This window comes from Bradyrhizobium sp. SZCCHNR3119, from assembly GCF_032487775.1.
Classification (GTDB): Bacteria; Pseudomonadota; Alphaproteobacteria; order Rhizobiales; family Xanthobacteraceae; genus Bradyrhizobium.
The window spans coordinates 2,646,568-2,673,332 of the sequence record NZ_JAUEUV010000001.1 but is presented as its reverse complement, the minus strand read 5'-3'; the positions used below and the strand labels follow the sequence as shown (position 1 = coordinate 2,673,332).

The following is a 26,765-nucleotide window of genomic DNA, read 5'->3' as shown; positions in this document are numbered from 1 at the left end:
GGAGCTAACCCAAAACCTCGACCAGCCGATGCAACGCCTCGCCGGTCGATTCACTGTCGGCCACCAGCGCCAGCCGGATATAGCCGGCGCCCGGGTTGAAGCCATCGGCTTGCGGCTGCGCCAGATAGCTGCCCGGCACCACGCGCACGCCGGCGTTGCGATACAGCTTCACGGTGCAGGCGATATCGCCGCCGCGATCGGACACGTCGAGCCAGACGCAGAAGCCGCCGGCCGGCCGCTTGTAGCCATAGCGGTTGCCGAGGATCTGGTCGGCGAGGTCGAACTTGATGCGGTAGAGCCTTCGGTTCTCCTCGACATGCGCCTCGTCGCCGTAAGCCGCGACCGCGACATGCTGCAGCGGCACCGGCACCTGGGGCGCGGCCACGTTGCGCAGCTCGTGAAAGGCGCTCAGAAAACGCCTGTCGCCGGCGGCGAAGCCGATCCGCATGCCCGGCACGTTGGAGCGCTTCGACAGCGACTGGAATGCGACGACGTTGCCGTAATCCGGGCCGGCCTGTTCGAGCACGCTGCCCGGTGCTTCTTGCGTGTAGATCTCCGAATAACATTCGTCGCTGAAGATCAGAAAGCCGTAGCGATCGGCGAGCCGCTTCAGCTTGCGGAAATAGTCCGGGCTCGCCACCGCGCCTTGCGGATTGGCGGGCGAGGCGAGATAGAACGCGACGGTGCGCGCCAGCGTCGCCTCGTCGAGCGCATCGAGGTCGGGCAGGAAGCCGGTCTCGGTCGTGGTCGGCAGGTAGATCGACTCGCAGCCCGCGGTGCGGGCGCCGGCGCCGTACACGGGATAGAACGGGTTCGGCATCAGGATCGCGGGCCGGCCGCGGCGCGGGCCGACATGGCGGAGCGCGGCGTGCGCGGCGAAGAACAGGCCCTCGCGGCTGCCGTTCAGCACCAGGATTTCGCTCTCGGGGTCGAGCGGCCGCGGCAGGGCGAAGCGGCGCGACAGCCACTGTGCGGCGGCTTTGCGGAACGGCTCGATGCCCTTGGCGGCCGGATAACGGCCGAACGCGGCGATGTGCTGGGCCAGCACAGGGCCGACGAAATCCGGAACTGGATGCTGCGGCTCGCCGACGGCAAGCGTAATCAAGGGCTTGCCCGGACTATAGGGCGACAGGAGCTCGGTCAGCCGTACGAACGGCGAGCGTTCGCCCTCCGACTGGCCGGCGCCCACGGGCGCGGGGGATGAAGCGGTCATTGCCATACGTCAACGCGCCAAACCTGTTGAAGCCGCCGATCGCCCGGTTCCGGTGGAAGCGGATGAAGTCACCATAGATAAGGCGAGGTTAAGACGCGATTAACCATCGGCGCACGAGCCATGCTCGTCCCGTCGTTTTGATCGGTTTTGCCGCCCCAATCCAGAGTTTTTTGGCCACAGCGGCGGAGATTATGGCGCTTCGCCGGGCGCAGGCTGCCGCTGGTTGCGGCAGGGTTGCCGCCTATGGTCGGGGAACTCTCGGCAGCAGTTCAACGCGGACATCGTCCAACGCGGAGGTTGTGCTGCTCGTCATGTCCGCGCTCGTCGCGGGCATCCACGTCCGCCGTTCGGATCAGCATGGGGGTGAATGGCCGGGGCATCGGTCTTGAAGGATGCTGCGCGCTCTTGCCGGGACACGACGGGTGATGACGAGAAGCTCGCAACGAGTGAGCATCGCGCCATCGGGTGAGCAATCGTCTCGCCGAAAAGGCGGCCCGGTGCGCCGGAATGAAAATGGGAATCTGTGCGCACCGGGCCTACCCGAACCGACTTGGGGGCTTCAGTTCGGATGAGCTGACACTAGCACCGCAGTTTTTCTCGCGTGTTGCCGGCATTCGAAGAATTGTAGAGATTGATTTCTGGAGCCTGCCAATTCAGCGGAACATCTCGATTTGTAGAATTGGATGTCCGCCGCCGCGCGCCACAAAATCGCGCGCCGGAATGTACTACATATCCCTGTAGCGGCGCCCGTCGCGGCTGAAATCTTTCTAGTTAGAAACAATCAGTCACGCTCAGCATCTTTCGAAATTTCGCGAAACGAACTCGGCGCATACTGACCATCTTTCACATGCATCACCCGATTCCGAATGCGCGTGCCGACGCAAATCGTGCGTCGCGCCTGCGCGGGGATTGAGAATGCGAAAGAGCGTCGATGACTGGTCTGACACTGCGGCGGGGCGTGCTCGCCCTGATGATCTTCGCCATGCCGCTGGCTGCGCCCCTGATCGGGATCGTCGGCGCCGGACCCGCGGTGGCGCAGGCCGTGGCTTCGATCGCGGTCGAAGGCAACCGGCGCGTCGAGGCCGACACCATTCGCTCCTATTTCAAGGCGTCGCCGAACGGAACGCTTGACGCGGGCCAGGTCGACGACGGCCTGAAGGCGCTGATCGAGACCGGCCTGTTCCAGGACGTGAAGATCAACCGCCAGGGCGGCCGTCTCGTCGTGACCGTGGTCGAGAATGCCGTGATCGGCCGCGTCGCCTTCGAGGGCAACAAGAAGATCAAGGACGAGCAGCTCTCGGCCGAGGTGCAGTCGAAGCCGCGCGGCACGTTCTCCCGGCCGATGGTGCAGTCCGATGCGTCGCGAATTGCCGAGATCTACCGTCGTTCCGGCCGCTATGACGTGCGCGTCACGCCCGAGATCATCGAGCAGCCGAACAACCGCGTCGACCTGGTCTTCACGATCGAAGAGGGCGTGAAGACCACGGTCAAGTCGGTGACCTTCATCGGCAACAATGCCTTCTCCGCGGCGCGCCTGCGCGACATCATCAAGACCCATGAAACCAATTGGCTGAGCTTTCTCGGCGGCAACGACATTTACGACCCCGATCGCGTCGAGGCCGACCGCGACCTGATTCGTCGGTTCTATCTGAAGAACGGCTACGCCGACGTGCAGGTGGTGGCCGCGCTCACCGAATACGATCCGGAGCAGAAGGGCTTCCTGGTCAGTTTCAAGATCGACGAGGGCCAGCAATACCGGGTCGGCTCGGTCGATTTCCAGTCCTCGATCGCGGCACTCGACGCGAAATCGCTGAGCGGCCTTTCGCGCGTCGGTGTCGGCTCGCTCTATAATGTCGAGCAGGTCGAGAAATCGGTCGAGGAGATGCAGATCGAGGCGTCGCGTCGCGGCTTCGCCTTCGCCGTCGTACGTCCCCGCGGCGACCGCAATTTCGAGGCGCATACGGTCTCGATCGTGTTCACGGTCGACGAGGGCCCGCGCACCTATATCGAGCGCATCACCATTCGCGGCAACACCCGCACCCGCGACTACGTGATCCGGCGCGAGTTCGATATCGCCGAAGGCGATGCCTACAACCGCGCGCTGGTCGATCGGGCCGAGCGGCGGCTGAAGAATCTCGATTTCTTCAAGAGCGTCAAGATCACCACCGAGCCGGGCTCGTCCAGCGATCGCGTGGTCCTGGTCGTCGACCTCGAGGAGAAGTCCACCGGCGATTTCTCGGTGTCCGGCGGCTATTCCACCACCGACGGCGCGCTCGCTGAGGTATCGATCTCCGAGCGGAACTTCCTCGGGCGCGGCCTCTATGCCAAGGCGTCGGTCTCCTATGGCCAGTATAGCCGGGGCGTGTCGCTGTCCTTCGTGGAGCCCTACCTGCTCGATTACCGCGTCGCGCTCGGGCTCGACGTCTATTACAAGCAGCAGCTCGCCAACAGCTACACCAGCTACGGCGTGACCACGATCGGCTTCAGCCCGCGGCTCGGCTTCCAGCTGCGCGAAGACCTGTCCTTGCAGCTGCGCTATTCGCTGTACCGCCAGCAGATCTCGCTGCCGTCCTATTATCAGAACTGCAACAACAATTCCGCCAACAGCCTGCTCGCCTTCAATCCGACCCCGGCCTATATCGCCAACGTGCTGGGCGGCAAGGACCCGACCAATTCGACCAGCTCGGGCTATTACGGCTGGGGTTGCTATGCCGACGGCGAATCGACTCTGCCGGTGCGCAAGGAGCTCTCCGACGGCGCCGCGCTGACCTCGGCGATCGGCTACACGCTGTCCTACAACACGCTCGACAACAACAAGAACCCGACCGACGGCCTGCTGATCGATTGGAAGCAGGATTTCGCCGGTGTCGGCGGCGACGTCAGCTATCTCAAGACCGCGGTCGATGCGAAATACTTCACGCCGCTGGTGTCGGAGATCGTCGGCGTCATCCATCTGCAGGGCGGCATCCTGAACAAGGTCGGCGACAAGGACCTGCGCATGCTCGACCATTTCCAGATGGGCGCGAACCTGGTGCGCGGTTTCGCCTCCAACGGCATCGGGCCGCGTGACATCACCTACGTCAATTTCGGCGCCACCGGCGACGCGCTCGGCGGCACCAAATATTGGGGCGCCTCGGCCGAGCTGCAGATGCCGTTCTGGTTCCTGCCGAAGGAAGTCGGCCTGAAAGGCGCGGTCTATGCCGACGCCGGCTCGCTCTGGGGCTATCAGGGCCCGACCTCGTGGGCACAAACGGGCGAGGTCAATTCCGCAGCCTGCAAATGCGGCCTGCAATATGACGACAGCAAGGTGGTGCGCACCTCGGTCGGCGTCGGCCTGATCTGGGCCTCGCCCTTCGGCCCGCTGCGCTTCGACTACGCGGTGCCGCTGACCAAGGGCAAATACGACGTCGTGCAGGAGTTCAAGTTCGGCGGCGGGACCTCGTTCTGAGGCGAGTCATTCAGGAGGCGGATTGGTCGGCCAGGGCGATGGCGCGCGCCTTGGCCTCGCGGGAGACCGCGAGCCGTCCTCTCCGCTGCTATCCCGGGGCGTGCGAAGCACGAGCCCGGGATCACGCCCGCATGCTGGAATGAGATCGCATAATGGGAGATATCCCGCCGCTGACGTTGGGCGTGATGCTTGCCACCGTCATTGCGAGAAGCAAAGCGACGAAGCAATCCAGAGTCCCGTCCGTCGCTCTGGATTGCTTCGCGGCGCTCGCAATGACGGCGACGGTGGCAGCATCGCTCCCATGCGCAAACTGCCCGTCGTGTTGGTTTGTCGCACGCTTGCGCCCTTGCCATGTCGGGCAAATCAGAACGATCATTCCGCTCGTCTCGCCGCCACATGAGGGGCGGATCGCGATCGTCACGGACGTCGGCGGTGAGATGCGATGGGCGTGAAGGCGTTGCAGCGAGCTGTTAGTTCGCCGACGAACGACGTCGCCACGCACGGTCAAGTCGCGCGGTCCTGGCATCCCGACGCTGATGCCAAGTTCGCGATGATGCCTGGTGCATCACGCGGATGACGGTGGCCAGAAAGCCCGGCGCACCGGGGAGAACGCGAAGCAGCCGTTAAAGCCGTCGCGCAGGGAAGGCCGGGATGTCTTGGCCGAACCTGTGGTACCTGCCGCCTGCATTTTTTTCGCAGGCGGGCCATGGGGGCGGCAAGCTCCCGGCCTTCCCTGCGCCCTCAACGAATTCGAGGGCGGAAGATGAGCATGACCCGGACGCACGTGCGCCGCGGGAATGCGAAGGTGTATCTGCTCGAAAGAGGTGCCGCGGCATCCTCATCAGTCATCCCCGCGAAGGCGGGGATCCGGTACGCCGCGGCCCCTCGATCGACGACCACTCTCTCGGAATACTGGATCGCCCGGTCAAGCCGGGCGATGACAACGGAGAACTTGGCCGATGATGCCGGTCCACGCGACGGCGTGCCGCTTACACCGCGGCAGCCACCACCACCTGCGCCAGCAGCAGCTCGCGCTTGCTCTGCGAGCGCTGGCCCTTCAACGTCGCGGCGAAGCGTTCCAGGATGCCGTCCTCGAACGCGGTGACGATGGTGTCATGCACGTAGCTTTTGCGGCAGATCGCCGGCGTGTTGGCGAGCTCGTCGGCTGCGGCGCGCACCGCGTCCAGCACCTGGCGTTTGCGGCCGCGCGCACTCGCCGCCGGCGTGATCCGCGACAAGGTCTCCAGCGCCACCGCCGAGGCCATCAGGGTGCGAAAATCCTTCAGCGAGATCTTGATGCCGGCGATCTCTCGCAGGAATGCATTGACCTGGGTGGTCGAGACCGCGCGCACGACGCCTTGAGCGTCGCGATACTGGAACATGCGGCGGCCGGGCAGCTGGCGCATGACGCCGATGGCGCGAACCAGCTTGGCGGCGTCGCATTCCTTGCGCACCGCCTTGCCGCCCTTGGCCTTGAAGGTCAGCACCACGGAGTCGTCTTCCAGGAGGACGTTGGACTTCAACAGCGTGGTGGCGCCGCGGGTGCCGTTCAGCTTGGCGTAGGACTCGTTGCCGGGACGGATCGCGGTGCGCGCGATCAGTTCGATCACCGAGGCGAGCGCGAATTCACGGGTCGGCTCGTCGCCGGCCAGATGCTTGGTGACGGCGCGGCGGATCTTCGGCAGCGCACCGACCAGCTTGGCGAGCCGGTGCGCCTTGCGGTGCTCGCGCACCTTCTCCCAGTCGGCATGATAGCGGTATTGCAGTCGGCCGGCGGCATCGATCCCGACCGCCTGCAGATGCGAGTTTGGATCGGGGGAGTAGCGGACTTCGCGATAGGCCGGCGGCACGGCCATCGCATGCAGGCGGCGGATGGTGCTGGAATCGCGGACCGTGGTGCCGTTGGCGCGGACGAAGCTGTAGCCCTTGCCGCGCTTGACCCGGCGGATGGTCAATTCGTTCTGGTCGCCCAGCGTCAGCCCGTGCTCGGTGGCGAGTTCTTCGACGGTCGTTTTGGCGTTCGCTGCGGCTTTGGCGGTGGAAAGGTCCTTCAGCGACAGCTTCCGGCGGGGCGGCTTGGGCGGCCACTGGCCGAGAGCCTTGGCGAGTGCGACGTCAGGATCGGCGGCACGGGACCGGAGCCCATCGAAATTCTGCTGATCCCTCATCGGTTTAGACGCCTTGTTCTGTTCTTGACCCGCTTAATGCCCCTGCCTCCACTTTGGTTCCGGCCGGGTTATCCACAACAATGGCGGCATGTAGGGCGTTTATGCACGGATAGCGAGTCCCGAAAATTGGGCAAAACGGTTCCAAATTACCCTTTCATGGCAGCCATTCGGGGTAACCTTGACGCCGCGGCGACGCGCGGGGGCCGCTCACGGCCGCAATCTCGGCGCACGATCCTTGATCGGGCGCATGGCTGCCTCCCCGTCGAAGGTCCAACTTGTCTTTACTTGTCGGTGCCGGTTACGCGGACGCATAGTGGCAATAACGACGGCTTGCGCAGTGCCGATCTGCAAGCCGCAGGGTGGAGGATTAAATGTCCGAGAAGATCTACGACGTGTCTGCCGATTGGGCGAAACGCGCCTTCATCAACGACGCGAAATATCGCGAGATGTACGCCCGCTCCATCTCCGATCCGAACGGCTTCTGGGCCGAGCAGGCCAAGCGCGTCGACTGGTACAAGGCGCCGACGAAGATCGAGCACACCTCGTTCGCGCCCGGCAACATCTCGATCAAATGGTTCGAGGATGGCGTTCTGAACGCCGCCTACAACTGCATCGACCGCCATCTCGCCACCCGCGGCGACCAGACCGCGATCATCTGGGAGGGCGACGATCCGTCGCAGAGCCGCCACATCACCTATCGTGAGTTGCACGACGAAGTCTGCAAGATGGCCAACATCCTGCGGAACCGGAACGTCAAGAAGGGCGACCGCGTCACCATCTACCTGCCGATGATCCCGGAAGCGGCCTATGCCATGCTGGCCTGCGCGCGGATCGGCGCGATCCATTCGGTGGTGTTTGCGGGCTTTTCCCCGGACAGCCTTGCCCAGCGCATCAAGGACTGCCAGTCCAAGATCATCATCACTGCGGATGAGGGCCTGCGCGGCGGCAAGAAGGTGCCGCTGAAGGCCAATGTCGACGCCGCCCTGAACAAGGTCGAGGGCGTCGATTGGGTGGTCGTGGTCAAGCGCACCGGCGGTCATGTCGAGATGAAGCCGAGCCGCGACTTCTGGTATCACGAGGCCGCCGAGGTCGTGACGACGGAGTGCCCGTGCGAGCATATGCACGCCGAGGACCCGCTGTTCATTCTCTACACCTCAGGCTCGACCGGCCAGCCCAAGGGCGTGCTGCACACCACCGGCGGCTATCTGGTCTATGCCTCGATCACGCACCAATACGTGTTCGACTATCATGATGGCGATATCTACTGGTGCACGGCCGATGTCGGCTGGGTCACCGGCCACAGCTACATTCTCTATGGGCCGCTGGCGAATGGCGCGACCACGCTGATGTTCGAAGGCGTCCCGAACTATCCGGACAACTCCCGTTTCTGGAACGTGATCGACAAGCACAAGGTCAACATCTTCTACACCGCGCCGACCGCGATCCGCGCGCTGATGCAAGGCGGCGACGAGCCGGTGAAGAAGACCTCGCGCGCGAGCCTGCGGCTGCTGGGTTCGGTCGGCGAGCCGATCAATCCGGAAGCCTGGGAATGGTATCACCGCGTCGTCGGCGAGGACCGCTGCCCGATCGTCGATACCTGGTGGCAGACCGAGACCGGCGGCATCCTGATCACGCCGCTGCCGGGCGCGACCAAGCTGAAGCCGGGATCGGCGACGTTGCCGTTCTTCGGCGTGGTGCCGGAGATCGTCGATGCCGAGGGCAAGACGCTGGAAGGCGAGGCGACCGGCAATCTGTGCCTGACGCGCTCCTGGCCCGGACAGATGCGCACCGTCTATGGCGATCACGCCCGCTTCGAGATGACCTATTTCTCGACCTACAAGGGCAAGTACTTCACCGGCGACGGCTGCCGGCGCGACGCCGACGGCTATTACTGGATCACCGGCCGCGTCGACGACGTCATCAATGTCTCTGGCCACCGCATGGGTACCGCCGAGGTCGAGAGCGCGCTGGTGGCGCATCCCAAGGTCTCGGAAGCCGCCGTGGTCGGCTATCCCCATGACATCAAGGGCCAGGGCATCTACGCCTATGTGACTCTGATGGCAGGTGAGCAGCCGAGCGAGGAGCTGCGCAAGGAACTCGTGGGCTGGGTCCGCAAGGAGATCGGTCCGATCGCCTCGCCGGATCAGATCCAGTTCGCGCCAGGTCTGCCGAAGACCCGCTCGGGCAAGATCATGCGCCGTATCCTGCGCAAGATCGCCGAGGACGAGCCGGGTGCGCTCGGCGACACCTCGACGCTGGCCGATCCCGCCGTGGTCGACGACCTCGTCACGCACCGGCAGAACCGCAAGGAGAAGCAGGCCTGAGACCGGGCCTCCTGCTCACGATTTCGGCCTCGCGCGGCAATTTCCGCGCGAGTGTTGTTTTTGAATCATTTACTTTAGGTTGAAAATCTTCATTCCTCGACCCCGCCGAGCTGTCGCGCGGAAACCAGCTGGTAAACGCGGTTCGGCAAAATCTCTGCGCGTTCGGGGCGGTCGGCCTTGCAGGTGTTGGCGCGTCTTGAAATTCCCGGACGCGAGGGCGCGCCGAGGCAAAGGGGCGAGCGACGATGCTGAAGGGAATTGCGGTGACGCTGGCCGTCACCATCGGGGCGGGACTTGCGGCGACGGGTGCGGCCGAGGCGCGGCCGGAGCTGGTAGGGATGAGCGGCCAATATTCGCCGGGTACGATCGTGGTGAGGACCCACGAGCGCCATCTCTACCTCATTCTCGATGGCGAGCACGCCATGCGCTATCCGGTCGGCGTCGGCAAGGCCGGCAAGCAGTGGGCGGGCACCACCTCGATCGAGGGCAAGTACAGATACCCGGCCTGGGCGCCGCCCGCCGACGTCAAGCGCGACAAGCCGAACATTCCCGACGTGATTCCGGGCGGCTCGCCGCGGAATCCGATGGGAGTCGCGGCAATGACCTTGGCCGGCGGCGAATATGCGATCCATGGCACCAATTTGCCGAACTCGGTGGGCGGCTACGTGTCTTATGGTTGCATCCGGATGCTGAACGCCGACATCACCGACCTCTATGATCGCGTGTCGATCGGGACCACGGTCGTGGTCGCGCAATAATCGCTTGCGCTGGGGCTCCGGCGCCAAGCTCAAAAGTCGGAGGCGATGCCCTTGCGCTCCCAGTCGCCGTAGCGGGTCGGCTCCGGCCCCTTGGGGCCTTGCAGCTCCCTCGGCATGGCCTTGGCGTGCTCGGCGGCCTGCCGCCGCCGCTCCTCGGCCTCGGCGAGCGCGCGCTGGGCGGCGGGCGTCAGGGGCTTGCGTGCGGTATCGCCGGGAGGTGCCGCCGGCGTGGAAGGATGGTCGCTCATGGTGTCGTGTCCCGCTTGAACCGGCTTGCGGCCGATATCATCAGATCGTGTGCCCGGAGGTGAAGTGACAGGGTTAAAATAGCAGAGCGGCTTCTTATATTCGGCATATTCCCGTGGCAGAGGTGCCGACAGCTCTCATTGGCATGCGCCGGATCGCCCGCGGAACTGCCTTCTTTTTCTGCGAGTGACGCTCCAGCATGCCTCCACCGCGATTTGCGACCCCCTCCGAAGTGCCCGGCTTGGCCGCACGGCGGATCGCAGCAGACGTTATCGACGGGGTTTTACACAAACATCGGACGCTGGACGACCAGCTCGACGGCGCCGGCGCACACCCGGGCCTGAAGCAGCTCGCCGACCGGGACCGCGCCCTGATGCGTCGCCTGGTGGCGACCACTTTGCGCCGGCTGGGCACGCTCGGCCATCTCTTGTCCCGCCTGCTCGATCGCGGTGTTCCGACCGATGCGCCGCGGGCGCAGAGCGCGCTCTTGATCGGGGCTGCCCAGATCCTCTGGATGGACGTGCCGGACCATGCGGCGGTCGACCTCTCGGTGCGGCTGGTCCAGGCCGACCGGCGCGCGGCGAAATATGCGGGCCTCGTCAATGCGGTGTTGCGCCGTTGTGCCCGCGAAGGTGCAGGCATCGTCGAGGAGGTCAAAGGCCAGGCGCTCGACGTCGCGCCCTGGCTCCTGAAGCGCTGGATCGCTCATTATGGCGAGGCGACCGCGAAGGACATCGCCGCTGCGCTCGGTAACGAGCCCTCGCTCGATCTCACGGTCAAATCCGAACCCGCGCAGTGGGCCGCGCGCCTCCATGGCGAGGTATTGCCGACCGATACCGTCAGGACGCTCCTGCATGGTTCGGTGACCGTGCTGCCGGGCTTTGCCGAGGGGCAGTGGTGGGTGCAGGACGCCGCTGCGGCGCTGCCGGCTCGGCTGTTTGGGGATGTCGCCGGAAAGAGCGTGGCCGATCTTTGCGCGGCGCCGGGCGGCAAGACCGCGCAGCTCGCGCATGGCGGCGCCCGAGTGACCGCGGTCGACCGCTCCCCCGGCCGCATGGCGCGCCTCAAGGACAACATGACCCGGCTGCAACTCGAGATCGAATCGGTCGTCGCCGATGCCGCGGAGTGGCAGCCGGCGGGCGACAGCTTCGACGCCATTCTGGTCGATGCGCCCTGTACCTCCACCGGCACGATCCGCCGCCATCCGGATGTCGGCTGGCTTCGCCAGGAGCAGGAGATCGCGGCCTTGTCCGTCTTGCAGAAGCGCCTGCTGCACAAGGCGATGAGCCTGCTGAAGCCGGGCGGGACGCTGGTCTACTGCACCTGTTCGTTGGAGCCGGAAGAGGGCGAACAGATGGTTGAGAGCTTTCTCGCCGGCGAGAGCGGGCTTCGCCGCATACCTGTCACACCTGGCGAGGTGGCGGGATTGAGCGAGATCGTGACGCCGGCCGGCGATTTGCGCACGCTGCCCTGCCATCTGCCGCATCAGGATCCCCGGCTCGGCGGGCTCGACGGCTTCTACGCGGCCCGGCTCGAACGGCGCAGCTGAGCTGCGCTGGCGTTTACCAGGTGTGGAACTGCTGGCGGTAGCGTGGTCTGGGTGCTAGAGTGAAACCCTTAGTTAAATCCTGATTTTGCACCAGATTTTTGCGCTGACCGGCAGCTTTCGGCGAGGCCGAAATGGTGCATCAGCGGCATTTCCGATCTAGTAAGGCTTCGCTGAAGATTCCTCCTCACCTCAAGGCAAGGCGTGTCCGCCGCTCAGACGAGACGCATATCGACGCTGGTTTTGGGCCGCTTCGCGCGCAGCCTGATGGCGCATGCGAGCGGCCTGGCGGTGTCCCTGTCTGCCTTGTGGCCGGGCCGCGCCGACCGGCTCATCATCGCCCCACATGATCTGCGGACGGCGGATGCAACCCGTGCTGCGGAAATCTACGCCGGTCGTTTCGTGTTCGCCGGCAAGATCGTCACCTGCCATGGTCGCTCGATCTTCGACCTCGAGCCGCCCTCGGAGGATTGGGAGGTGGCGCTGCTCGGGTTCGGCTGGTTGCGGCATCTGCGTGCCGCGGACACCGCCCTGACCCGTGCCAATGCCCGTGCTTTGGTCGACGACTGGATCACCAATCAGATCGGCCGGCACCCCGTCAGCCGCCGCGCCGATGTGCTGGCGCGCCGAGTGATCTCGCTTCTGTCGCAGGCGCCCCTGGTGCTTGCGGATTCCGACGGCAAATTCTATCGCCGCTATCTGCGTGGCCTCGCCCGAGAGATCCGCTACCTTCGCTATGGCACGATCGATATCCCCGATGGGGTGCCGCGGCTGCAGGTATCGATTGCGCTGTGCTATGCGGCCTTGTGCCTTGCCAATCAGTCCAAGCAGATCCGCGGCACCAGCCGCAAACTTTCCGACGAACTGCAGCGCCAGGTCCTGCCCGATGGCGGCCACGTCTCCCGCAATCCCGGCGCGCTGATCGATCTTCTGATCGATCTGCTGCCGCTGCGGCAGACCTTCGCCGCGCGTAACATCGCGCCGCCACCGGCGCTCCTGAATGCGATCGACCGCATGATGCCGATGCTGCGGTTCTTCCGCCATGGCGACGGCAACATGGCGCTGTTCAACGGCATGGGCGCGACGCCGTCCGACCTCCTGGCGACGCTGCTCGCCTATGACGACACCTACGGCACCCCGATGGCGAGCATGCCGCATTCGGGGTTCCAGCGGCTGGATGCCGGCGCCATGACGGTGATCGTGGATACCGGACTGCCGCCGCCGCCGCATCTCAGCCACGACGCCCATGCCGGCTGTCTTGCTTTCGAACTGTCGTCCGGCATCTGCCGCATCGTCATCAATTGCGGCATGCCTTCCAACGGCCGCGACAACTGGCGGGCGTTTGCCCGCAGCACGGTGGCGCATTCGACCCTGACCTATCACAACACCTCGTCCTGCCAGTTCGTCGAGATGTCGGCAGTGAAGCGGCTCCTGCATGGCGCGCCGATCGTATCCGGGCCAACCCGCGTGGAAAATCTGCGGGAGGCAGTGGCCGAAGGCACCGTGCTGTCGACCTCGCACAATGGCTATGCCGCCAAGTTCGGCTTGATCCACCGCCGCGTCCTGATGGTGGCCGACGATGGAGCGCGGCTCGACGGCGAGGACACGGTCACTCCGGCGCAGGGCGCGCGCCTGCGTGGTGGCGGTTCCGATTATACGATCCGCTTTCACTTGCATCCCGCGGTGAAGGCCAGCCGGCTCAGCGACGGCCGCGGCGCCATGCTGGTACTGCCCAACCGCGAGGTCTGGACCTTCGAGACCATGGACGATGACCGCATCGACCTCGAGGACAGCGTCTTCCTGGCCGGCAATGACGGTCCGCGCCGGACCACCCAGATCGTGATCCGGCAGGAGGTGCGCCAGACGGACTCGATCCGCTGGAGCTTCGTGCGCTCGTCGGCGTCGCCTGCCGAGACCAGTGCGCGGCGGAATGCGCGGCGCGAGCCGGAATTGCCGCTCTGAATGATGGCATCGCCGGTGCCCGTTGTCGCGGACGCCAAAAGCTGATAAGGACTCGGCTCTCGCGCGACTGGCGACTTTGGATGGAGCACCATCGGGGAGCGCGGGTTGGACCGCCGTGCGCCTGGGCAAATTGAACTCCTGCAACAGGACTCTGCCCATGACCGACCAGCTTCGCCGCGTAACCCGCGCGCTTCTTTCCGTTTCCGACAAGACCGGCCTCGTCGATTTCGCCCGTTCGCTCGCCGCCCGTGGCGTCGAGCTGGTGTCGACCGGCGGCACCGCGAAGGCCATCGCCGCAGCCGGCCTGAAGGTGGCCGATGTGTCCGACCTCACCGGCTTCCCCGAGATGATGGATGGACGGGTCAAGACCCTGCATCCGAAAGTCCACGGCGGACTGCTCGCCATCCGCGGCAACGCCGAGCATGTCGATGCGATGAAGAAGCATGGCATTGCGCCGATCGATCTCCTGATCGTCAATCTCTATCCGTTCGAAGCCACGGTCGAGAAAGGCGCCGACTTCGCCGACTGCATCGAGAACATCGATATCGGCGGCCCGGCGATGATCCGCGCTGCGGCCAAGAACCATGACGATGTCGCGGTCGTCGTTGACGTGCAGGATTATCAGGCGGTGCTGGATGAGCTTGCCCGACATGATGGCGCGACCACGCTGCTGCTGCGCCGGAAGCTTGCGGCGAAAGCCTATGCGCGCACCGCGGCCTACGACGCTGCGATCTCCAACTGGTTCAACGCGACGATCCAGAACGATAAGCCGGATTATCGCGCCTTCGGCGGCCGTCTGATCCAGGCACTGCGCTACGGCGAAAACCCGCATCAGCAAGCGGCCTTCTATGCGCTGCCCGGCCGGCGGCCCGGCGTCGCTACGGCGCGCCAGCTTCAGGGCAAGGAGCTCTCCTACAACAACATCAATGACACCGATGCGGCCTATGAATGCATCGCCGAGTTCGATCCGGCGCGCACTGCGGCCTGCGTCATCGTCAAGCACGCCAATCCTTGTGGCGTCGCCGAGGGGCCGGATCTCGTCACCGCCTATCAGAAGGCATTGGCATGCGACTCGACCTCGGCGTTCGGCGGCATCATCGCGATGAACCGGACCTTGGATGCCGAGACGGCCCGAGCCATCACCGGCATCTTCACCGAAGTCATCATCGCGCCCGATGCAACGGAAGAGGCGATCGCGATCATCGCCGGCCGTAAGAATCTCCGCCTGCTGCTCGCAGGCGGCCTGCCCGACCCGCGCGCGCCTGGGCTAACTGCGAAAACGGTGGCGGGCGGTTTGCTGGTGCAGAGCCGCGACAATGCCGTGATCGACGACATGGCGCTCAAGGTCGTCACCAAGCGCGTGCCGACCGAGGCTGAGTTGCGTGACCTCCGCTTTGCCTTCCGCGTCGCCAAGCATGTGAAGTCGAACACCATCATCTACGCGAAGGATTCCGCCACGGTGGGCATCGGCGCGGGCCAGATGAGCCGGGTGGATTCGGCACGCATTGCCGCGCGCAAGGCGCTCGATGCAGCCGCCGAGCTGAAGCTTGCCGAGCCTTTGACGAAAGGCTCGGTGGTCGCGTCAGATGCGTTCTTCCCGTTTGCGGACGGCATGCTGGCCTGCATCGAGGCCGGCGCCACGGCTGTGGTTCAGCCCGGCGGCTCGATGCGCGACGACGAGGTCATCAAGGCCGCTGAGGAGCACGGGATCGCGATGGTGTTCACCGGGATCAGGCACTTCCGGCATTGACGCACTTCTATGTGCCCCCGCGAAAGCGGGGGCACATAGTCACGGGGCGGTCATCGTGGCAGCTGCGGCGTCGAACACCGGCGCTCGCTGATGGATGATGCAGTATGGCTCGCGCTCGTTCACGCGCTGGGCCGGGATGGTGAAGCGGGATTAACCCGCGCCAGCAGCACCAGTCCGGCTGCGAAGAACATCACCAACACTGCCATGCCCGCTTTCTGGCTGGCAGTTGCCGCAGTGACGATGCCGATCAGCAGCGGGCCGATGAACGAGGTCACTTTCCCGGTCAGCGCGAACAGGCCGAAATATTGCGCGATGCGTTCTCTCGGCGCCATCCGGATCAGGAGCGAGCGCGATGCCGCCTGCAGCGGCGCGCCGCAGGTGCCGATCACACAACCGAGCAGGAGATAGGCGCGCTCGGGCGCGGATGCGAACAGCGCGCCGCCCGGCTCGGGTGGCCCGACCGGGATGAACAGGATCGAATGCCTGCTGACCGAGAGAATGCCGACGATGGCCGCGAGCAGTAGCGTCATGCTGCCGGTGATCACGGTCTTCGGGCCCAAGGCATCGTCGAGCTTGCCGCCGATCCAGCCACCAAAGGCGCCGGCAATCGCGAGGATGATGCCGAACGTGCCGATCTGGATCGTGTTCCAGCCGAAAGTGCCGGCGGCATAGATGCCGCCGAAGGCGAACAGCGAGACCAGCCCGTCGGTGTAGATCATGTTCGCAATCAGGAAGAGCGCAATCGCACGCTGTTGCGGTAGCGTGCGCAAGGTCTCCTTCAGCTCAGCCACTCCTTTGCGCAACGCCGGACCGAGCCGATGTCGCGCCGGATAATCCGGCGTGAACAGAAACATCGGCAGCACGAACACGACGAACCAGATCCCCGTCAATGGGCCAGAGATGCGATCGCCCTGATGACTGACGGGATCGAGGCCGAACAGAGGTTTCAGCCCGAACAAGGTGCGGCCGCTGTCAGGATTGGCGGCGAGGAAGCCGAGCACAAGAATGAGAGAGAGGATGCCGCCGATATAGCCGGTGGCCCAGCCGGTGCCGGACAGGCGTCCGATTCGCTCCGGCGGCACCAGCGTCGGCATCATCGCATTGTTGAATACGGTGGCGAATTCGACGCCGATCGTCGCGATCACATAAGCGATCAAAAGTGGAGTGATCAGTTCGGGCGCATGCGGCCGGCCGATCCACATCAGCGCCGAGCCGACCACCAGCATCGCACCGAAAGCTGCGATCCACGGCTTTCGCCGGCCGGTGGCGTCGGCGATCGCTCCGAGCACGGGCGACAGAACTGCAATGACAATGCCGGCGGCGGCCGTGGCGAAGCCCCACAGCGCCTGGCCGCTCGCCGGATCAGGCGCGACATGCGCGGCGAAATAGGGTGCGAAGACGAAGGTCATGATCAAGGTGAAATAAGGCTGGGCTGCCCAATCGAAAAAGATCCAGCTCACGACCGCCCTGGGCGGTGGATAGGTTCGCTGGACAGCCTCGTTGCCTGAGATCATTGAGGTCACAGTCATTCCAAAATGTCCTTCACGATCACGGCCTCGCGTTTTGCGCCGGGGCTTGAGGGCTATAGCATCCGTGGCGTTCACTGGATGTCAGCCGCGGCGGAATTTTGATGCTCTCTCTCACAATCAATCGACGGACAATCCTGGCGGGCATCGGCCTGCTCCTCGCCGGAGTGATCCCGGCAGCAGCGCTGGATGCCCAGAGTTACAGCCTGCATGCACCGCTGCCGTCGGGCGTGACAGCGCCGGTCCAACCGCCTGCTCATGGCATGGTGGTCGCGCAGGAGAAGATTGCGGCCTGGGTCGGGCAGGGCGTGCTTGCGCTCGGCGGCAATGCAGTCGATGCGGCGGTGGCGACCGGGTTTGCGCTGGCCGTCACTTATCCGACTGCCGGCAATATCGGCGGTGGCGGCTTCATGGTCATCCATCTGAAGCAGCGCAAAGAGGATATCGCAATCGACTACCGCGAGACGGCGCCGGGTGCTGCGACGCGCGATATGTTCCTCGGCGCCGACGGCAAGCCCGATAATGCGAAGTCGCGCGACTCGGCGCTGTCGATCGGCGTGCCCGGCACGGTCGCAGGCTTGGCGCTCGCGCTGGAAAAATATGGCTCGGGCAAGTTCACGCTGGCGCAGCTCGTCCATCCCGCCATTGTGCTCGCACGCGACGGCTTCGTGGTCGAAGGACACGTCGCGGATACGTTGCCATTATTTTATTCGAGGATCGGAAAGTGGCCGGCTTCAGCAAAGATCTTTGCAGGCGCGGACGGCACGCCGCTGCACGAGGGCGACAGGCTGGTCCAGAGCGATCTGGCCGCAACGCTCACCGCCATCGCCGAGCAGGGACCGCGCGGCTTCTACGAAGGTGCCGTGGCGGCGAAGCTGGCAAAAGCTGTGCAGGAGGCTGGTGGCATCATCGCGGTCGATGATCTAAAATCGTATCAACCCGTGATCCGGCAACCCGTGCGCGGCACATATCGCGGCTATGACATCGTCTCGATGCCCCTGCCGTCCTCCGGCGGCACTGTGCTGATCGAGACGCTGAACATCCTCGAAGGCTTTCACCTCGATGAACTGAAGCAGGGCTCGGCGGCCTCGCTGCACCTTTTGATCGAGGCGATGAAGCGCGCCTATGCCGACCGCGCGCGCTATCTCGGCGATCCCGCCTTCGTCGATGCGCCCGTTTCGGTGATGTTGTCGAAAGACTATGCGGCCAGGCAACGCGCGAGCATCGACCCGGATCGTGCGACGCCGGCCGATGCCGTGCTGCGCGTGGCGCCGTTGCGCGAAGGCAACAATACGACGCATTTTTCGGTGGTCGACAATGACGGTAACGCGGTCAGCAACACCTATACGCTGAATTTCCCATACGGGGTCGGACTTGTGGCCGATGGCACCGGCGTGCTGCTCAACAACGAGCTCGACGATTTCACCGCGGCGCCCGGCGCGTCCAATGCGTTCGGTCTTGTCGGCTTCGAGGCCAATCTGCCCGGACCAGGCAAGCGACCACTGTCATCGATGTCGCCGACCATCGTGCTGAAGGATGGCAATCCGGTGCTGGTGACGGGCTCGCCGGGCGGCAGCCGCATCATCTCGACCGTGCTGCAGGTGGTCGTCGACGTGCTGGATTATCATATGGACGTCGCCGCCGCTGTGGCCGCGCCGCGCCTGCATCATCAGTGGATGCCTGATGAGGTTCGGGTGGAGCGCGGCTTTCCCGAAGAGGTTCTTGCTGAGCTGAAAGCGAGGGGGCATCGGATTGTGGAGCCGATGGGCCAGACGTCGGCCAATTCGATCCTGGTGACCGCTGACGGTCTGATTGGTGCGTCCGACCCCCGCACGCGTGGCGCAACGGCAGCCGGACAGTAGCGCCATGCGCCGCTGGCCGGCTCCTCAAAGCTGTCGCTACCTGCCGACCGTATACGGTCCGCCCTTGTCCAGCGCCAGCTTGTAGGCGGGGCGCGCCTCGATGCGCGCCAGGAAATCCATCGCGCGCGGATGGCCCTGCTCCAACCCACCACGCGCCGCCGCCGCCTGCAGCGGAAAGCTCATCTGGATGTCCGCCGCGGTGAACTCGTCGCCGGCGAACCATTCGCTCTTCTGCAACTCGCTTTCCCAGAAGGCCATGTGCTGCTTGAGCTGCGGATTGACCAGCGTGGTCAGCGCCTGGTTCGACACCTTGCGCACCAACGGCCGCAGCAGAGCCGGAGCGCGCTTCGGCATCATGTTGAACAGCAGCTTCAACAACAGCAGCGGCATCGCCGAGCCCTCGGCGTAATGCAGCCAGTAGCTATAGCGCAGCCGTTCCGGTGTTTTCGGCGGCGGAATCAGGCGGCCGTTGCCATAGGTCTCGATCAGATATTCGACGATGGCGCCGGATTCGGCGATGGTCTGGCCGCTATCGGTAATGACCGGCGATTTGCCCAGCGGGTGGATCGCGCGCAGTTCCTTGGGGGCGCGCATATCCGGCTGGCGCTCATAGCGGATGATCTCATAGGGGACGCCGAGCTCTTCGAGCAGCCACAGCACGCGTTGAGAGCGGGAATTGTTGAGGTGGTGAACGGTCAGCATCGTGATCCCGGGGCCTTCGGATTCGCTGCCGTTCCCTAGCAGGCTGAATGCAATCCGGCGATCCATTCGCCACCGGTATTCTGGCGACATAATCACCCGGGTGATATTGATTTTATTTTATCCGGGTATTAATAGATGGCTCGTCAATGCCAATCCCAGCTGGGTCGTGAGGATGATCGAAACCTTTACTGTCTTCGAGGGCGCGCGCCGGCTTGCTACGGGCCCGCTCGCTGAAGTCGCCCTTGCGGTCAAACGCGCCGACGGCACGCATGCGCCGATCATGATCTTCAACGACCGGACCGGTCGCCCGGTAGATCTCGACCTGCGCGAAACTGGCGCAGCGGTCGCATCGCGTCTGCATGTCGAGGCACCCTCCGCCCCAGAGCCCGCGACCGTCGAGCCGCGTGGTCGGGGCCGACCCAGACTGGGCGTCGTTGCCCGTGAGGTGACGTTGTTGCCCCGTCATTGGGAATGGCTGAATGCGCAGCCCGGCGGCGCCTCGGTCGCCTTGCGCAAGCTGGTCGACGAGGCGCGTCGCACAAGCGGTGACAAGGATCGCGCGCGAGAAGCGCGCGACGCGGCCTATCACTTCATGTCGGCCATGGCCGGGAATTTCCCGCATTTCGAGGAGGCGTCACGCGCGCTGTTCGCCGACGACCTGCGTCGTTTTGCCGAGCTGATCGCGGACTGGCCTGCCGACATTCGCGATCACGCCATTGGGCTGGCCTATCGAGACCGTTCGCCCTAATAAGATACCACTTGCGGCCTATCCCCCGAGCCCGGCGCATTTTTGCTCTCACATGCAGGACGTCCTCGTGTCGACTTCTCCGTCGCTCCGAAAATCCTTTCTCGTCTTTCTCGCGCCGATGATGCTCAGCAACATCCTGCAGGCGTTGTTCGGCACCATCAACAATGTCTATCTCGGGCAGATGATCGGCGTCGACGCGCTTGCGGCGGTGTCGGTGTTCTTCCCCGCGATGTTCTTCTTCATCGCCTTTGTCCTTGGGCTGGCTTCCGGCGCTGGCGTGCTGATCGGGCAGGCCTGGGGAGCCGGCCAAACGGACAAGGTGAAGACCATTGCCGGCACGACGCTGAGCCTGACCTTGCTGATGGCAGCCTTCATCGCGGTGCTTGGCGGACTGTTCGCGCGGCCGCTCCTGGTCGCGCTCGCGACGCCTGCAAACATCCTCGATGCCGCTGTCACGTACGCGCGCATCATGATGATTGCGATGCCGTTGACGTTCACCTTCATTCTGATCACGGCGCTGATGCGCGGCGTCGGCGACACCGTGACGCCGCTGATCGCGCTCGCGGTCTCGACCGTCATCGGGCTCGCACTCACGCCGATGCTGATCCGCGGTACGTTCGGCCTGCCGCAGCTCGGTGTATCCAGCGCGGCCTGGGCATCTGCGATCTCAAGCTTGCTCACCCTGATCTGGCTGCACGCGCATTTGCGCCGGCGCAAGCATCCGCTCGCCTTCGATGCCGCGTTCCGGCGTGGGATGTCGATCGATCCGCTCCTGCTGCGCATTGTGCTGCGGCTCGGCATTCCCGCGGCCATCAACATGATCGTGATGTCGCTCGCCGAAATGGTGCTGCTGGGCCTCGTCAACAGTTTCGGCTCGGGCGCGACCGCGGCCTATGGTGCCGTCAACCAGGTACTGGCCTATGTGCAGTTCCCGGCGATCTCGATCGCGATCTCGGTCTCGATCTTCGGCGCGCAGGCGATCGGCCGCGGCAATGCCGGGCAGATCGGCCGCATCGTGCGAACCGGGCTCGAGATGAATCTCGTGCTGACCGGCGGGCTCGTGGCAATCGCCTACCTGTTCTCCCGCACGCTGATGGGCTTTTTCATCACGGAGCCGCCTGTGCTCGAACTCGCGCAGCGCTCGCTGCACATCGTGCTGTGGAGCTCGGTTGTGTTCGGCATGGCGACGGCGTTCTCGGCCGCCATGCGCGCCAGTGGCACGGTGTGGATGCCGCTGCTGATCTCGATGCTCTCGATTGCAGCCATCGAGGTCCCGTCGGCCGTCGCACTGAGCTCCCAGCTGGGCCTGGACGGCGTATGGCTCGCCTATCCCATCACGTTTTCGGCGATGTTCCTGCTGCAGATGAGCTTCTATCTCCTGGTCTGGCGGAAGCGCACGATCAGCCGTCTGGTCTGATCCGCCCGGAGATGGTCATCATGTATGATGACTATCATAAAATGCTGGACGCGGTTGCGAGGCTGGATCAAGATGGGCCAAAATCAAGGTCTGGGGAGATCGCCCATGAGCCGGCCCGCGCCGCAATTCCTGTTCGATTTCGGCAGTCCGAACGCCTATCTCAGCCACCTGGCCATCCCTGCCATCGAGCGGCGGATCGGCATGAAATTCGAATATGTGCCGGTGCTGCTGGGCGGCATCTTCAAGGCGACCAACAACAGATCGCCCGCTGAGGCGTTCGCCGGGATCAAGAACAAGCGCGAGTTCCACGAGCTGGAGACGCGGCGTTTCCTGAAACGCTTTCAGGTCGAGCCCTATGTTTGTAATCCGTTCTTTCCAGTCAACACGCTGAACCTGATGCGTGCGGCCATTGCCGCGCAGCTCGAAGGCGTGTTCGATCCCTATGTCGAGGCGGCGTTCTTCCATATGTGGCGCGAGCCGAAGAAGATGGATGATCCGGAGGTCGCGATTGCCGCGATCACCTCATCCGGGCTGGATGGCACAAAGTTGTTTGCGCGCGCCCAGGAGCCGCAGGTGAAAGCGAAGCTCGTCGAAAACACTCAGCAGGCCGTTGAGCGCGGCGCTTTCGGCTCGCCGACCTTCTTCGTCGGCGGCGAGATGTTCTTCGGCAAGGAGCAGCTGCGCGATGTCGAAGAGATGATTATGGCGAAGTAGCGCTGTCATCGCGGGTACGTCGGCATGGACGTCATTCCGGGGCATCGCGCAGCGATGAACCCGGAATCCCGAGATGAGGCGCGAGATTCCGGGTTCGCGCTGACGCGCCCCGGAATAACAGGAGATCGAAATGCAAAAGCGTAACGCCACCGTCGCGGTCGTCGGGGCCGGCGACTATATCGGCGCCGAGATCGTCAAGAAGTTCGCCTCCGAGGGCTTCACCGTGTTCGCGGGCCGCCGTAACGGCGAGAAGCTCGAACCGCTCATCAAGGAGGTCGAGGCCGCAGGCGGCACGATCTTCGGTCGCTCGCTCGATGCACGGAAGGAGGAGGAGACGACCGCCTTCCTCAACGACGCCGATAAGCACGCTCCGCTCGAGGTCGCGATTTTCAATGTCGGGGCCAACGTCAATTTCCCGATTCTGGAAACCACCGACCGCGTGTTCCGCAAAGTATGGGAAATGGCCTGCTGGGCCGGCTTCGTGACCGGCCGCGAGGCGGCGCGGCTGATGCTGCCGCGCGGACAAGGCAACATCTTCTTCACCGGGGCGACCGCTTCCCTGCGCGGCGGAGCCGGCTATGCGGCCTTTGCGTCCGCGAAGTTCGGTCTGCGTGCCGTGGCGCAATCGATGGCGCGCGAATTGATGCCGCAGAATATCCACGTCGCCCATCTCATCATCGATTCCGGGGTCGACACCGCTTGGGTGCGCGAGCGGCGGGCGCAGATTTGGGGTCAGGAGGCGCTCGACAACCCCGACCTCCTGATGCCGCCGGCGTCCGTCGCCGGTGCCTACTGGCAGCTCTACCAGCAGCCGAAGAGCGCTTGGACGTTCGAGCTGGAGATCCGGCCATTCGGCGAGAAGTGGTGAGTGGCGAATAGGGAGTAGCGAATGGCGAATGGAAGCCATCCCCATTCGCTACTCGCCATTGGCTGTCCGTCGCGGCAGTATCCGGCGCTCGCAAGAACAGGATAAGATCCCATGCGCATTCTCGTGGTCGGTGCCGGCGCGATCGGCGGCTATTTCGGCGGCCGCCTGTTGCAGGCCGGCTGCGACATCACCTTCCTGGTGCGACCGCGCCGTGCAGCCGAGCTCGCCTCGGCCGGTCTCGTGATCAGGAGCCCGGCCGGTGATGTCACGCTGCCCAATCCGGCGACCGTGCAAGCGGATACGTTGAAGCAGCATTTCGACGTCGTGCTGCTGAGCTGCAAGGCCTACGATCTCGATGACGCGATCGCGTCCTTTGCGCCCGCAGTTGGACCGCAGACTGCGATCATTCCGCTGCTCAACGGCATGCGCCATCTCGATGTGCTCGATGCGAGATTCGGACGCGACCACGTGCTCGGCGGGCTCTGCGCGATCGCCGCGACGTTGAACGAGAAGCGCGAGGTTGTGCAGCTGCAGCCGATGCAGTCGTTTGCTTTCGGCGAGCGTGCCGGCGGGATGTCCGACCGCGTCCGCGCCATCTTCGAGCTGTTCAAGCGCGGCAATTTCAATGCCGCCGCCAGCGAGCATATCCTGCAGGAGATGTGGGAGAAATGGGTGTTCCTGGCGTCGCTCGCTGCTTCGACCACGCTGATGCGCGCGCCTGTCGGGGTCATTCTCGCCGCGCCGGGCGGCAAGGAGTTTCTGCTCGGCATGCTCGATGAATGCAGCGCGGTGGCGGCCGCTGCCGGGTTTCCGCCCGCAGGGCCTTTTTTCCAGCGCGTCTCCGGCATGCTGACCACCGAGGGATCGCCGATGACGGCCTCGATGTTTCGCGATCTCAAGGCCGGCCTGCCGGTCGAGGCCGATCATGTGATCGGCGATCTCGTGGCCCGCGCAGACGCTGCGAAAGTCCCGGTGCCGAAGCTGCGCATCGCCTATACACAGCTGAAGGTGTACGAGGCGCAGCGAGGATAGCTCAGCAGGCTTTGCGTCCCTGCGGGGTGCGCCTGCACGGGGCGACATCCCCGTGCTGCTACAAATGCGCGAGATAGTGCGCCAGCGCTTCGATCTCTTCGCCGCTTAGAGGGTAGGCAACGTCGGTCATCGCGGCCTGACTGCCGCCGACGCGCAGACCGCTCTTGTAGTCATGTAGCGCCTTGACGAGATATTCTTCGCGCTGGCCAGCAAGCCGCGCCACGCCCTTGGTTCCGGCATAGCTGTCGGTATGGCATGAGGCGCAGCGGCGGCCCGCAGCCGCCTGTGCACCTTTTTGCGATAGGTCGGGATTGTCATCCGGCGGCGCCTTTGGCGGCGTCAGCGAGGCGAAATAAGCGCCGAGATTGCGGATGTCCTCGTTGTTGAGTTGTTCGATGATCGGCTGCATCGCCTCGTTCTTGCGCGTGCCGGCGCGAAAGAACACCAGCTGCCATTGGATGAACTGGTCCTGCTGGCCCGCGAGCGAAGGGATGTTCTCGGTCTGTGAAATGCCGTTCTCGCCGTGGCAGCCGACGCAGAGCTCGGCCTTGGCCTTGCCGGCGGCGATGTCAGCGGCATGTGTGACGGAGTAGTCGGCTAGCAGGGCCGCCGTGACGAGCACGGCTTCGATCAGAGCCTTTCGCATATCCTTCCCCTCCACGCGTCAGCCCGGAAGCTTGTTTCCAGCTCTATCCGGGATGTCCCGGCAACGGGCGACGGCAGTCTTTGTTTGTGTGATGGGCCGCCCGCACCGACGGCCGTGTACCGTTCAAAACAAAGGCTGCGGCCGCCATAAGGCAGCCGCAGCCCCCAAATCTCTCAGATGATCACTTCTTCTCGTAGCTGATGCGGTAGATGGCGCCGGCCCAGTCGTCCGCCACCAGGATCGAGCCGTCCTTGGCAAGGACGATGTCGTCGGGACGGCCGAGATAGCCCTGATCACCTTCGATCCAGCCCGAGGCGAACACCTCCTGCTTAGCATTCTTGCCGTCAGGATCTGCGGTCACGCGCATGATCCGTGCGCCCTGATACTTGTGGCGGTTCCAGGAGCCGTGCTCGGCGATCAGGATGTTGTTCTTGTATTCGGCCGGGAACTGGTCGCCGGTGTAGAACTTCATCCCGAGCGGGGCGACGTGACTGCCGAGTTTGAGCACGGGCGGCGTGAACTCGGAGCATTGGTGGCCCATCGCGAACTTCGGATCCGGCAAGTCACCCTGGTGGCAATAGGGATAGCCAAAATGCTCGCCGATCTTGGCGATCATGTTGAGCTTGTCGCTCGGCAGATCATCGCTGATCCAGTCCCGCGCATTCTCGGTGAACCAGTATTTGCCGGTGCGCGGGTCGACGTCGCCGCCGACGCTGTTGCGCACGCCGAGCGCCCAGATCTCTGCATTGCCGGTGCGCGGATCGACACGGCGGATCTGCGCCACGCTGGTCGGTGGAATGCCGATGTTGAAGGGCGGGCCGAACGGGATGTAGAACCAGCCATCCTTGTCGACCGCAATATACTTCCAGCCATGCGCGGCATAGGACGGCATGTCGTCATAGACGACCTTGCCCTGGCCGAGATTGTCGAGATTGGCTTCGGCATTCTCGTATTTGACCAGCTTGTTGACCTCGACGACGTAGAGCGCGCCGTCCTGGAAGGCGACGCCGGTCGGCATGTTCAGTCCCTTCAGGACCGTCTTGACCTCGCGCTTTCCGCCCTTGTCGGTGATTGCGTAGACGTTGCCGAGCCCGAACGAGCCGACGAACAAGGTGCCCTTGTCGCCCCAGGCCATCTGGCGCGCCGCCAGCACGCCGGGTGCCCACACCTCGATCTTGAAGCCGTCCGGCAGCTTGATCTTCTTCACGATGTCGGCGAGTTCTGCCTCCGAGGCGCCGGTCGGCGGCCCGGATGGCGGCGCCAACCCCTTCTGTGCCTCGGTTTCATCGCCAAGGAACCAGTCATCCGGCGGATGCGTCCAGAATTCCTTGTTGCCGGACTCGTATTTCTTGAGCGGCCGGGCGGCGTCCGACTGCTGCGCGTAGCTCAGGCTGGTTCCGGCCAGAAGGCCGAAGGTCGCAAGCGCAAGAATGCTCCGGTGGAAAGCCGATGTCATCGCTTCACTCCCATCAGGCAGCTTCGATGCTGCCGCCATCATTTTTCGAAACGTGTCTTGAGACGTTCGTTGGTCCGCCAACTCAGTGGATCGGACAAAAAATGTTAGCACATCTTCCACGACTGAAAAGCGACCAGCGCCCGCTGGCCGGTGCTCGTCCGTGAAAATTCACGTGGGCCGGCTTGGGCGCGTATCAAGCGGCTGGGTTGCCTCGCGATGCAACAAACCTCGGATGCGGACGCAATGCCGCATCGCGATCACGTGGCGCTCACGAAACCCGTGGGCTCAGGTTTGGCCGTTATGCCCAAAGACACGCCATGCACCGCGAAACGTCGAGGCACGGTGTGCCCGGAAACGGGCTGAACCATGGAAACTCCGA

General features: G+C 64.3%; 19 protein-coding genes and 1 riboswitch. Of the genes, 12 read left to right on the top strand and 7 right to left on the bottom strand.

Annotated elements, in window-relative coordinates; all coding sequences use genetic code 11:
- Nucleotides 1-4: 4 nt before the first annotated feature.
- The gene (locus tag QX034_RS12480) at nucleotides 5-1,219 is read right to left on the bottom strand and encodes an aminotransferase class I/II-fold pyridoxal phosphate-dependent enzyme (protein ID WP_316195430.1); all 1,215 of its coding nucleotides are present in this window, start codon (nucleotides 1,217-1,219) and stop codon (nucleotides 5-7) included.
- Between the two features lie 925 nt (nucleotides 1,220-2,144).
- Here QX034_RS12480 and bamA point away from each other — a divergent pair.
- Nucleotides 2,145-4,661, top strand: coding sequence for an outer membrane protein assembly factor BamA (bamA, locus tag QX034_RS12475; protein WP_316195427.1), 2,517 nt, complete (start codon nucleotides 2,145-2,147; stop codon nucleotides 4,659-4,661).
- A gap of 989 nt (nucleotides 4,662-5,650) precedes the next feature.
- Here bamA and QX034_RS12470 read toward each other — a convergent pair.
- Nucleotides 5,651-6,829: a DNA topoisomerase IB gene (locus QX034_RS12470; protein WP_315702292.1), complete on the bottom strand. Its 1,179-nt coding sequence runs from the start codon at nucleotides 6,827-6,829 to the stop codon at nucleotides 5,651-5,653.
- A gap of 371 nt (nucleotides 6,830-7,200) precedes the next feature.
- Between QX034_RS12470 and acs the strand changes: the two genes are divergently transcribed.
- Together acs and QX034_RS12460 are read left to right on the top strand one after the other, a co-directional pair.
- Entirely contained in the window at nucleotides 7,201-9,153 is a 1,953-nt protein-coding gene (acs, locus tag QX034_RS12465; RefSeq protein WP_315761568.1) for an acetate--CoA ligase, read from the top strand.
- Nucleotides 9,154-9,398: 245 nt separating this feature from the next.
- Entirely contained in the window at nucleotides 9,399-9,911 is a 513-nt protein-coding gene (locus QX034_RS12460) for a L,D-transpeptidase (RefSeq protein WP_315702294.1), read from the top strand.
- A gap of 29 nt (nucleotides 9,912-9,940) precedes the next feature.
- Here QX034_RS12460 and QX034_RS12455 read toward each other — a convergent pair whose 3' ends face one another.
- Entirely contained in the window at nucleotides 9,941-10,159 is a 219-nt protein-coding gene (locus QX034_RS12455) for a DUF1674 domain-containing protein (RefSeq protein ID WP_315702295.1), read from the bottom strand.
- Nucleotides 10,160-10,356: 197 nt separating this feature from the next.
- On the opposite strand from QX034_RS12455, the gene QX034_RS12450 reads away from it, so the two are divergent.
- The 3 genes from QX034_RS12450 (at nucleotide 10,357) to purH (ending at nucleotide 15,415) form a co-directional block, all read left to right on the top strand.
- Nucleotides 10,357-11,706 (top strand): RsmB/NOP family class I SAM-dependent RNA methyltransferase, encoded by a 1,350-nt coding sequence (locus QX034_RS12450; protein WP_315702296.1) that lies wholly within the window; start codon nucleotides 10,357-10,359, stop codon nucleotides 11,704-11,706.
- 264 nt (nucleotides 11,707-11,970) lie between these two features.
- Complete coding sequence (locus QX034_RS12445) at nucleotides 11,971-13,665, top strand: heparinase II/III family protein (protein ID WP_315702297.1); 1,695 nt, start codon at nucleotides 11,971-11,973, stop codon at nucleotides 13,663-13,665.
- A gap of 53 nt (nucleotides 13,666-13,718) precedes the next feature.
- Nucleotides 13,719-13,799: riboswitch (ZMP/ZTP riboswitch) on the top strand.
- A 23-nt stretch (nucleotides 13,800-13,822) separates the two neighbouring features.
- Entirely contained in the window at nucleotides 13,823-15,415 is a 1,593-nt protein-coding gene (purH, locus tag QX034_RS12440; protein WP_315702298.1) for a bifunctional phosphoribosylaminoimidazolecarboxamide formyltransferase/IMP cyclohydrolase, read from the top strand.
- A gap of 119 nt (nucleotides 15,416-15,534) precedes the next feature.
- On the opposite strand, the gene QX034_RS12435 is transcribed toward purH, so the two are convergent.
- Entirely contained in the window at nucleotides 15,535-16,944 is a 1,410-nt protein-coding gene (locus QX034_RS12435; protein WP_315702299.1) for an MFS transporter, read from the bottom strand.
- A gap of 101 nt (nucleotides 16,945-17,045) precedes the next feature.
- Here QX034_RS12435 and ggt point away from each other — a divergent pair, with 101 nt between their 5' ends.
- Nucleotides 17,046-18,803: a gamma-glutamyltransferase gene (gene ggt / locus QX034_RS12430; protein WP_315702300.1), complete on the top strand. Its 1,758-nt coding sequence runs from the start codon at nucleotides 17,046-17,048 to the stop codon at nucleotides 18,801-18,803.
- 36 nt (nucleotides 18,804-18,839) lie between these two features.
- Here the strand turns inward: ggt and QX034_RS12425 are convergent, their stop codons facing one another.
- Nucleotides 18,840-19,505 carry a glutathione S-transferase gene (locus tag QX034_RS12425; protein ID WP_315702301.1) on the bottom strand — a complete coding sequence of 222 codons (666 nt, stop codon included), beginning with the start codon at nucleotides 19,503-19,505 and terminating at the stop codon, nucleotides 18,840-18,842.
- A gap of 172 nt (nucleotides 19,506-19,677) precedes the next feature.
- Here QX034_RS12425 and QX034_RS12420 point away from each other — a divergent pair, with 172 nt between their 5' ends.
- From QX034_RS12420 to panE, 5 genes are all read left to right on the top strand, one after another.
- Nucleotides 19,678-20,253, top strand: a complete 576-nt coding sequence (locus tag QX034_RS12420) for a DUF2239 family protein (RefSeq protein ID WP_315703144.1) — start codon at nucleotides 19,678-19,680, stop codon at nucleotides 20,251-20,253.
- Between the two features lie 52 nt (nucleotides 20,254-20,305).
- Entirely contained in the window at nucleotides 20,306-21,670 is a 1,365-nt protein-coding gene (locus QX034_RS12415; RefSeq protein ID WP_315702302.1) for an MATE family efflux transporter, read from the top strand.
- Nucleotides 21,671-21,775: 105 nt separating this feature from the next.
- Nucleotides 21,776-22,384 (top strand): 2-hydroxychromene-2-carboxylate isomerase, encoded by a 609-nt coding sequence (locus tag QX034_RS12410; protein WP_315702303.1) that lies wholly within the window; start codon nucleotides 21,776-21,778, stop codon nucleotides 22,382-22,384.
- Between the two features lie 130 nt (nucleotides 22,385-22,514).
- Nucleotides 22,515-23,252: an SDR family oxidoreductase gene (locus QX034_RS12405; RefSeq protein WP_315702304.1), complete on the top strand. Its 738-nt coding sequence runs from the start codon at nucleotides 22,515-22,517 to the stop codon at nucleotides 23,250-23,252.
- Between the two features lie 111 nt (nucleotides 23,253-23,363).
- Nucleotides 23,364-24,284, top strand: coding sequence for a 2-dehydropantoate 2-reductase (gene panE / locus QX034_RS12400; protein WP_315702305.1), 921 nt, complete (start codon nucleotides 23,364-23,366; stop codon nucleotides 24,282-24,284).
- A gap of 58 nt (nucleotides 24,285-24,342) precedes the next feature.
- Here panE and QX034_RS12395 read toward each other — a convergent pair whose 3' ends face one another.
- Entirely contained in the window at nucleotides 24,343-24,930 is a 588-nt protein-coding gene (locus QX034_RS12395; protein WP_315702306.1) for a c-type cytochrome, read from the bottom strand.
- Between the two features lie 181 nt (nucleotides 24,931-25,111).
- Nucleotides 25,112-26,386 (bottom strand): PQQ-dependent sugar dehydrogenase, encoded by a 1,275-nt coding sequence (locus QX034_RS12390; RefSeq protein ID WP_315702307.1) that lies wholly within the window; start codon nucleotides 26,384-26,386, stop codon nucleotides 25,112-25,114.
- Between the last annotated feature and the right edge of the window lie 379 nt (nucleotides 26,387-26,765).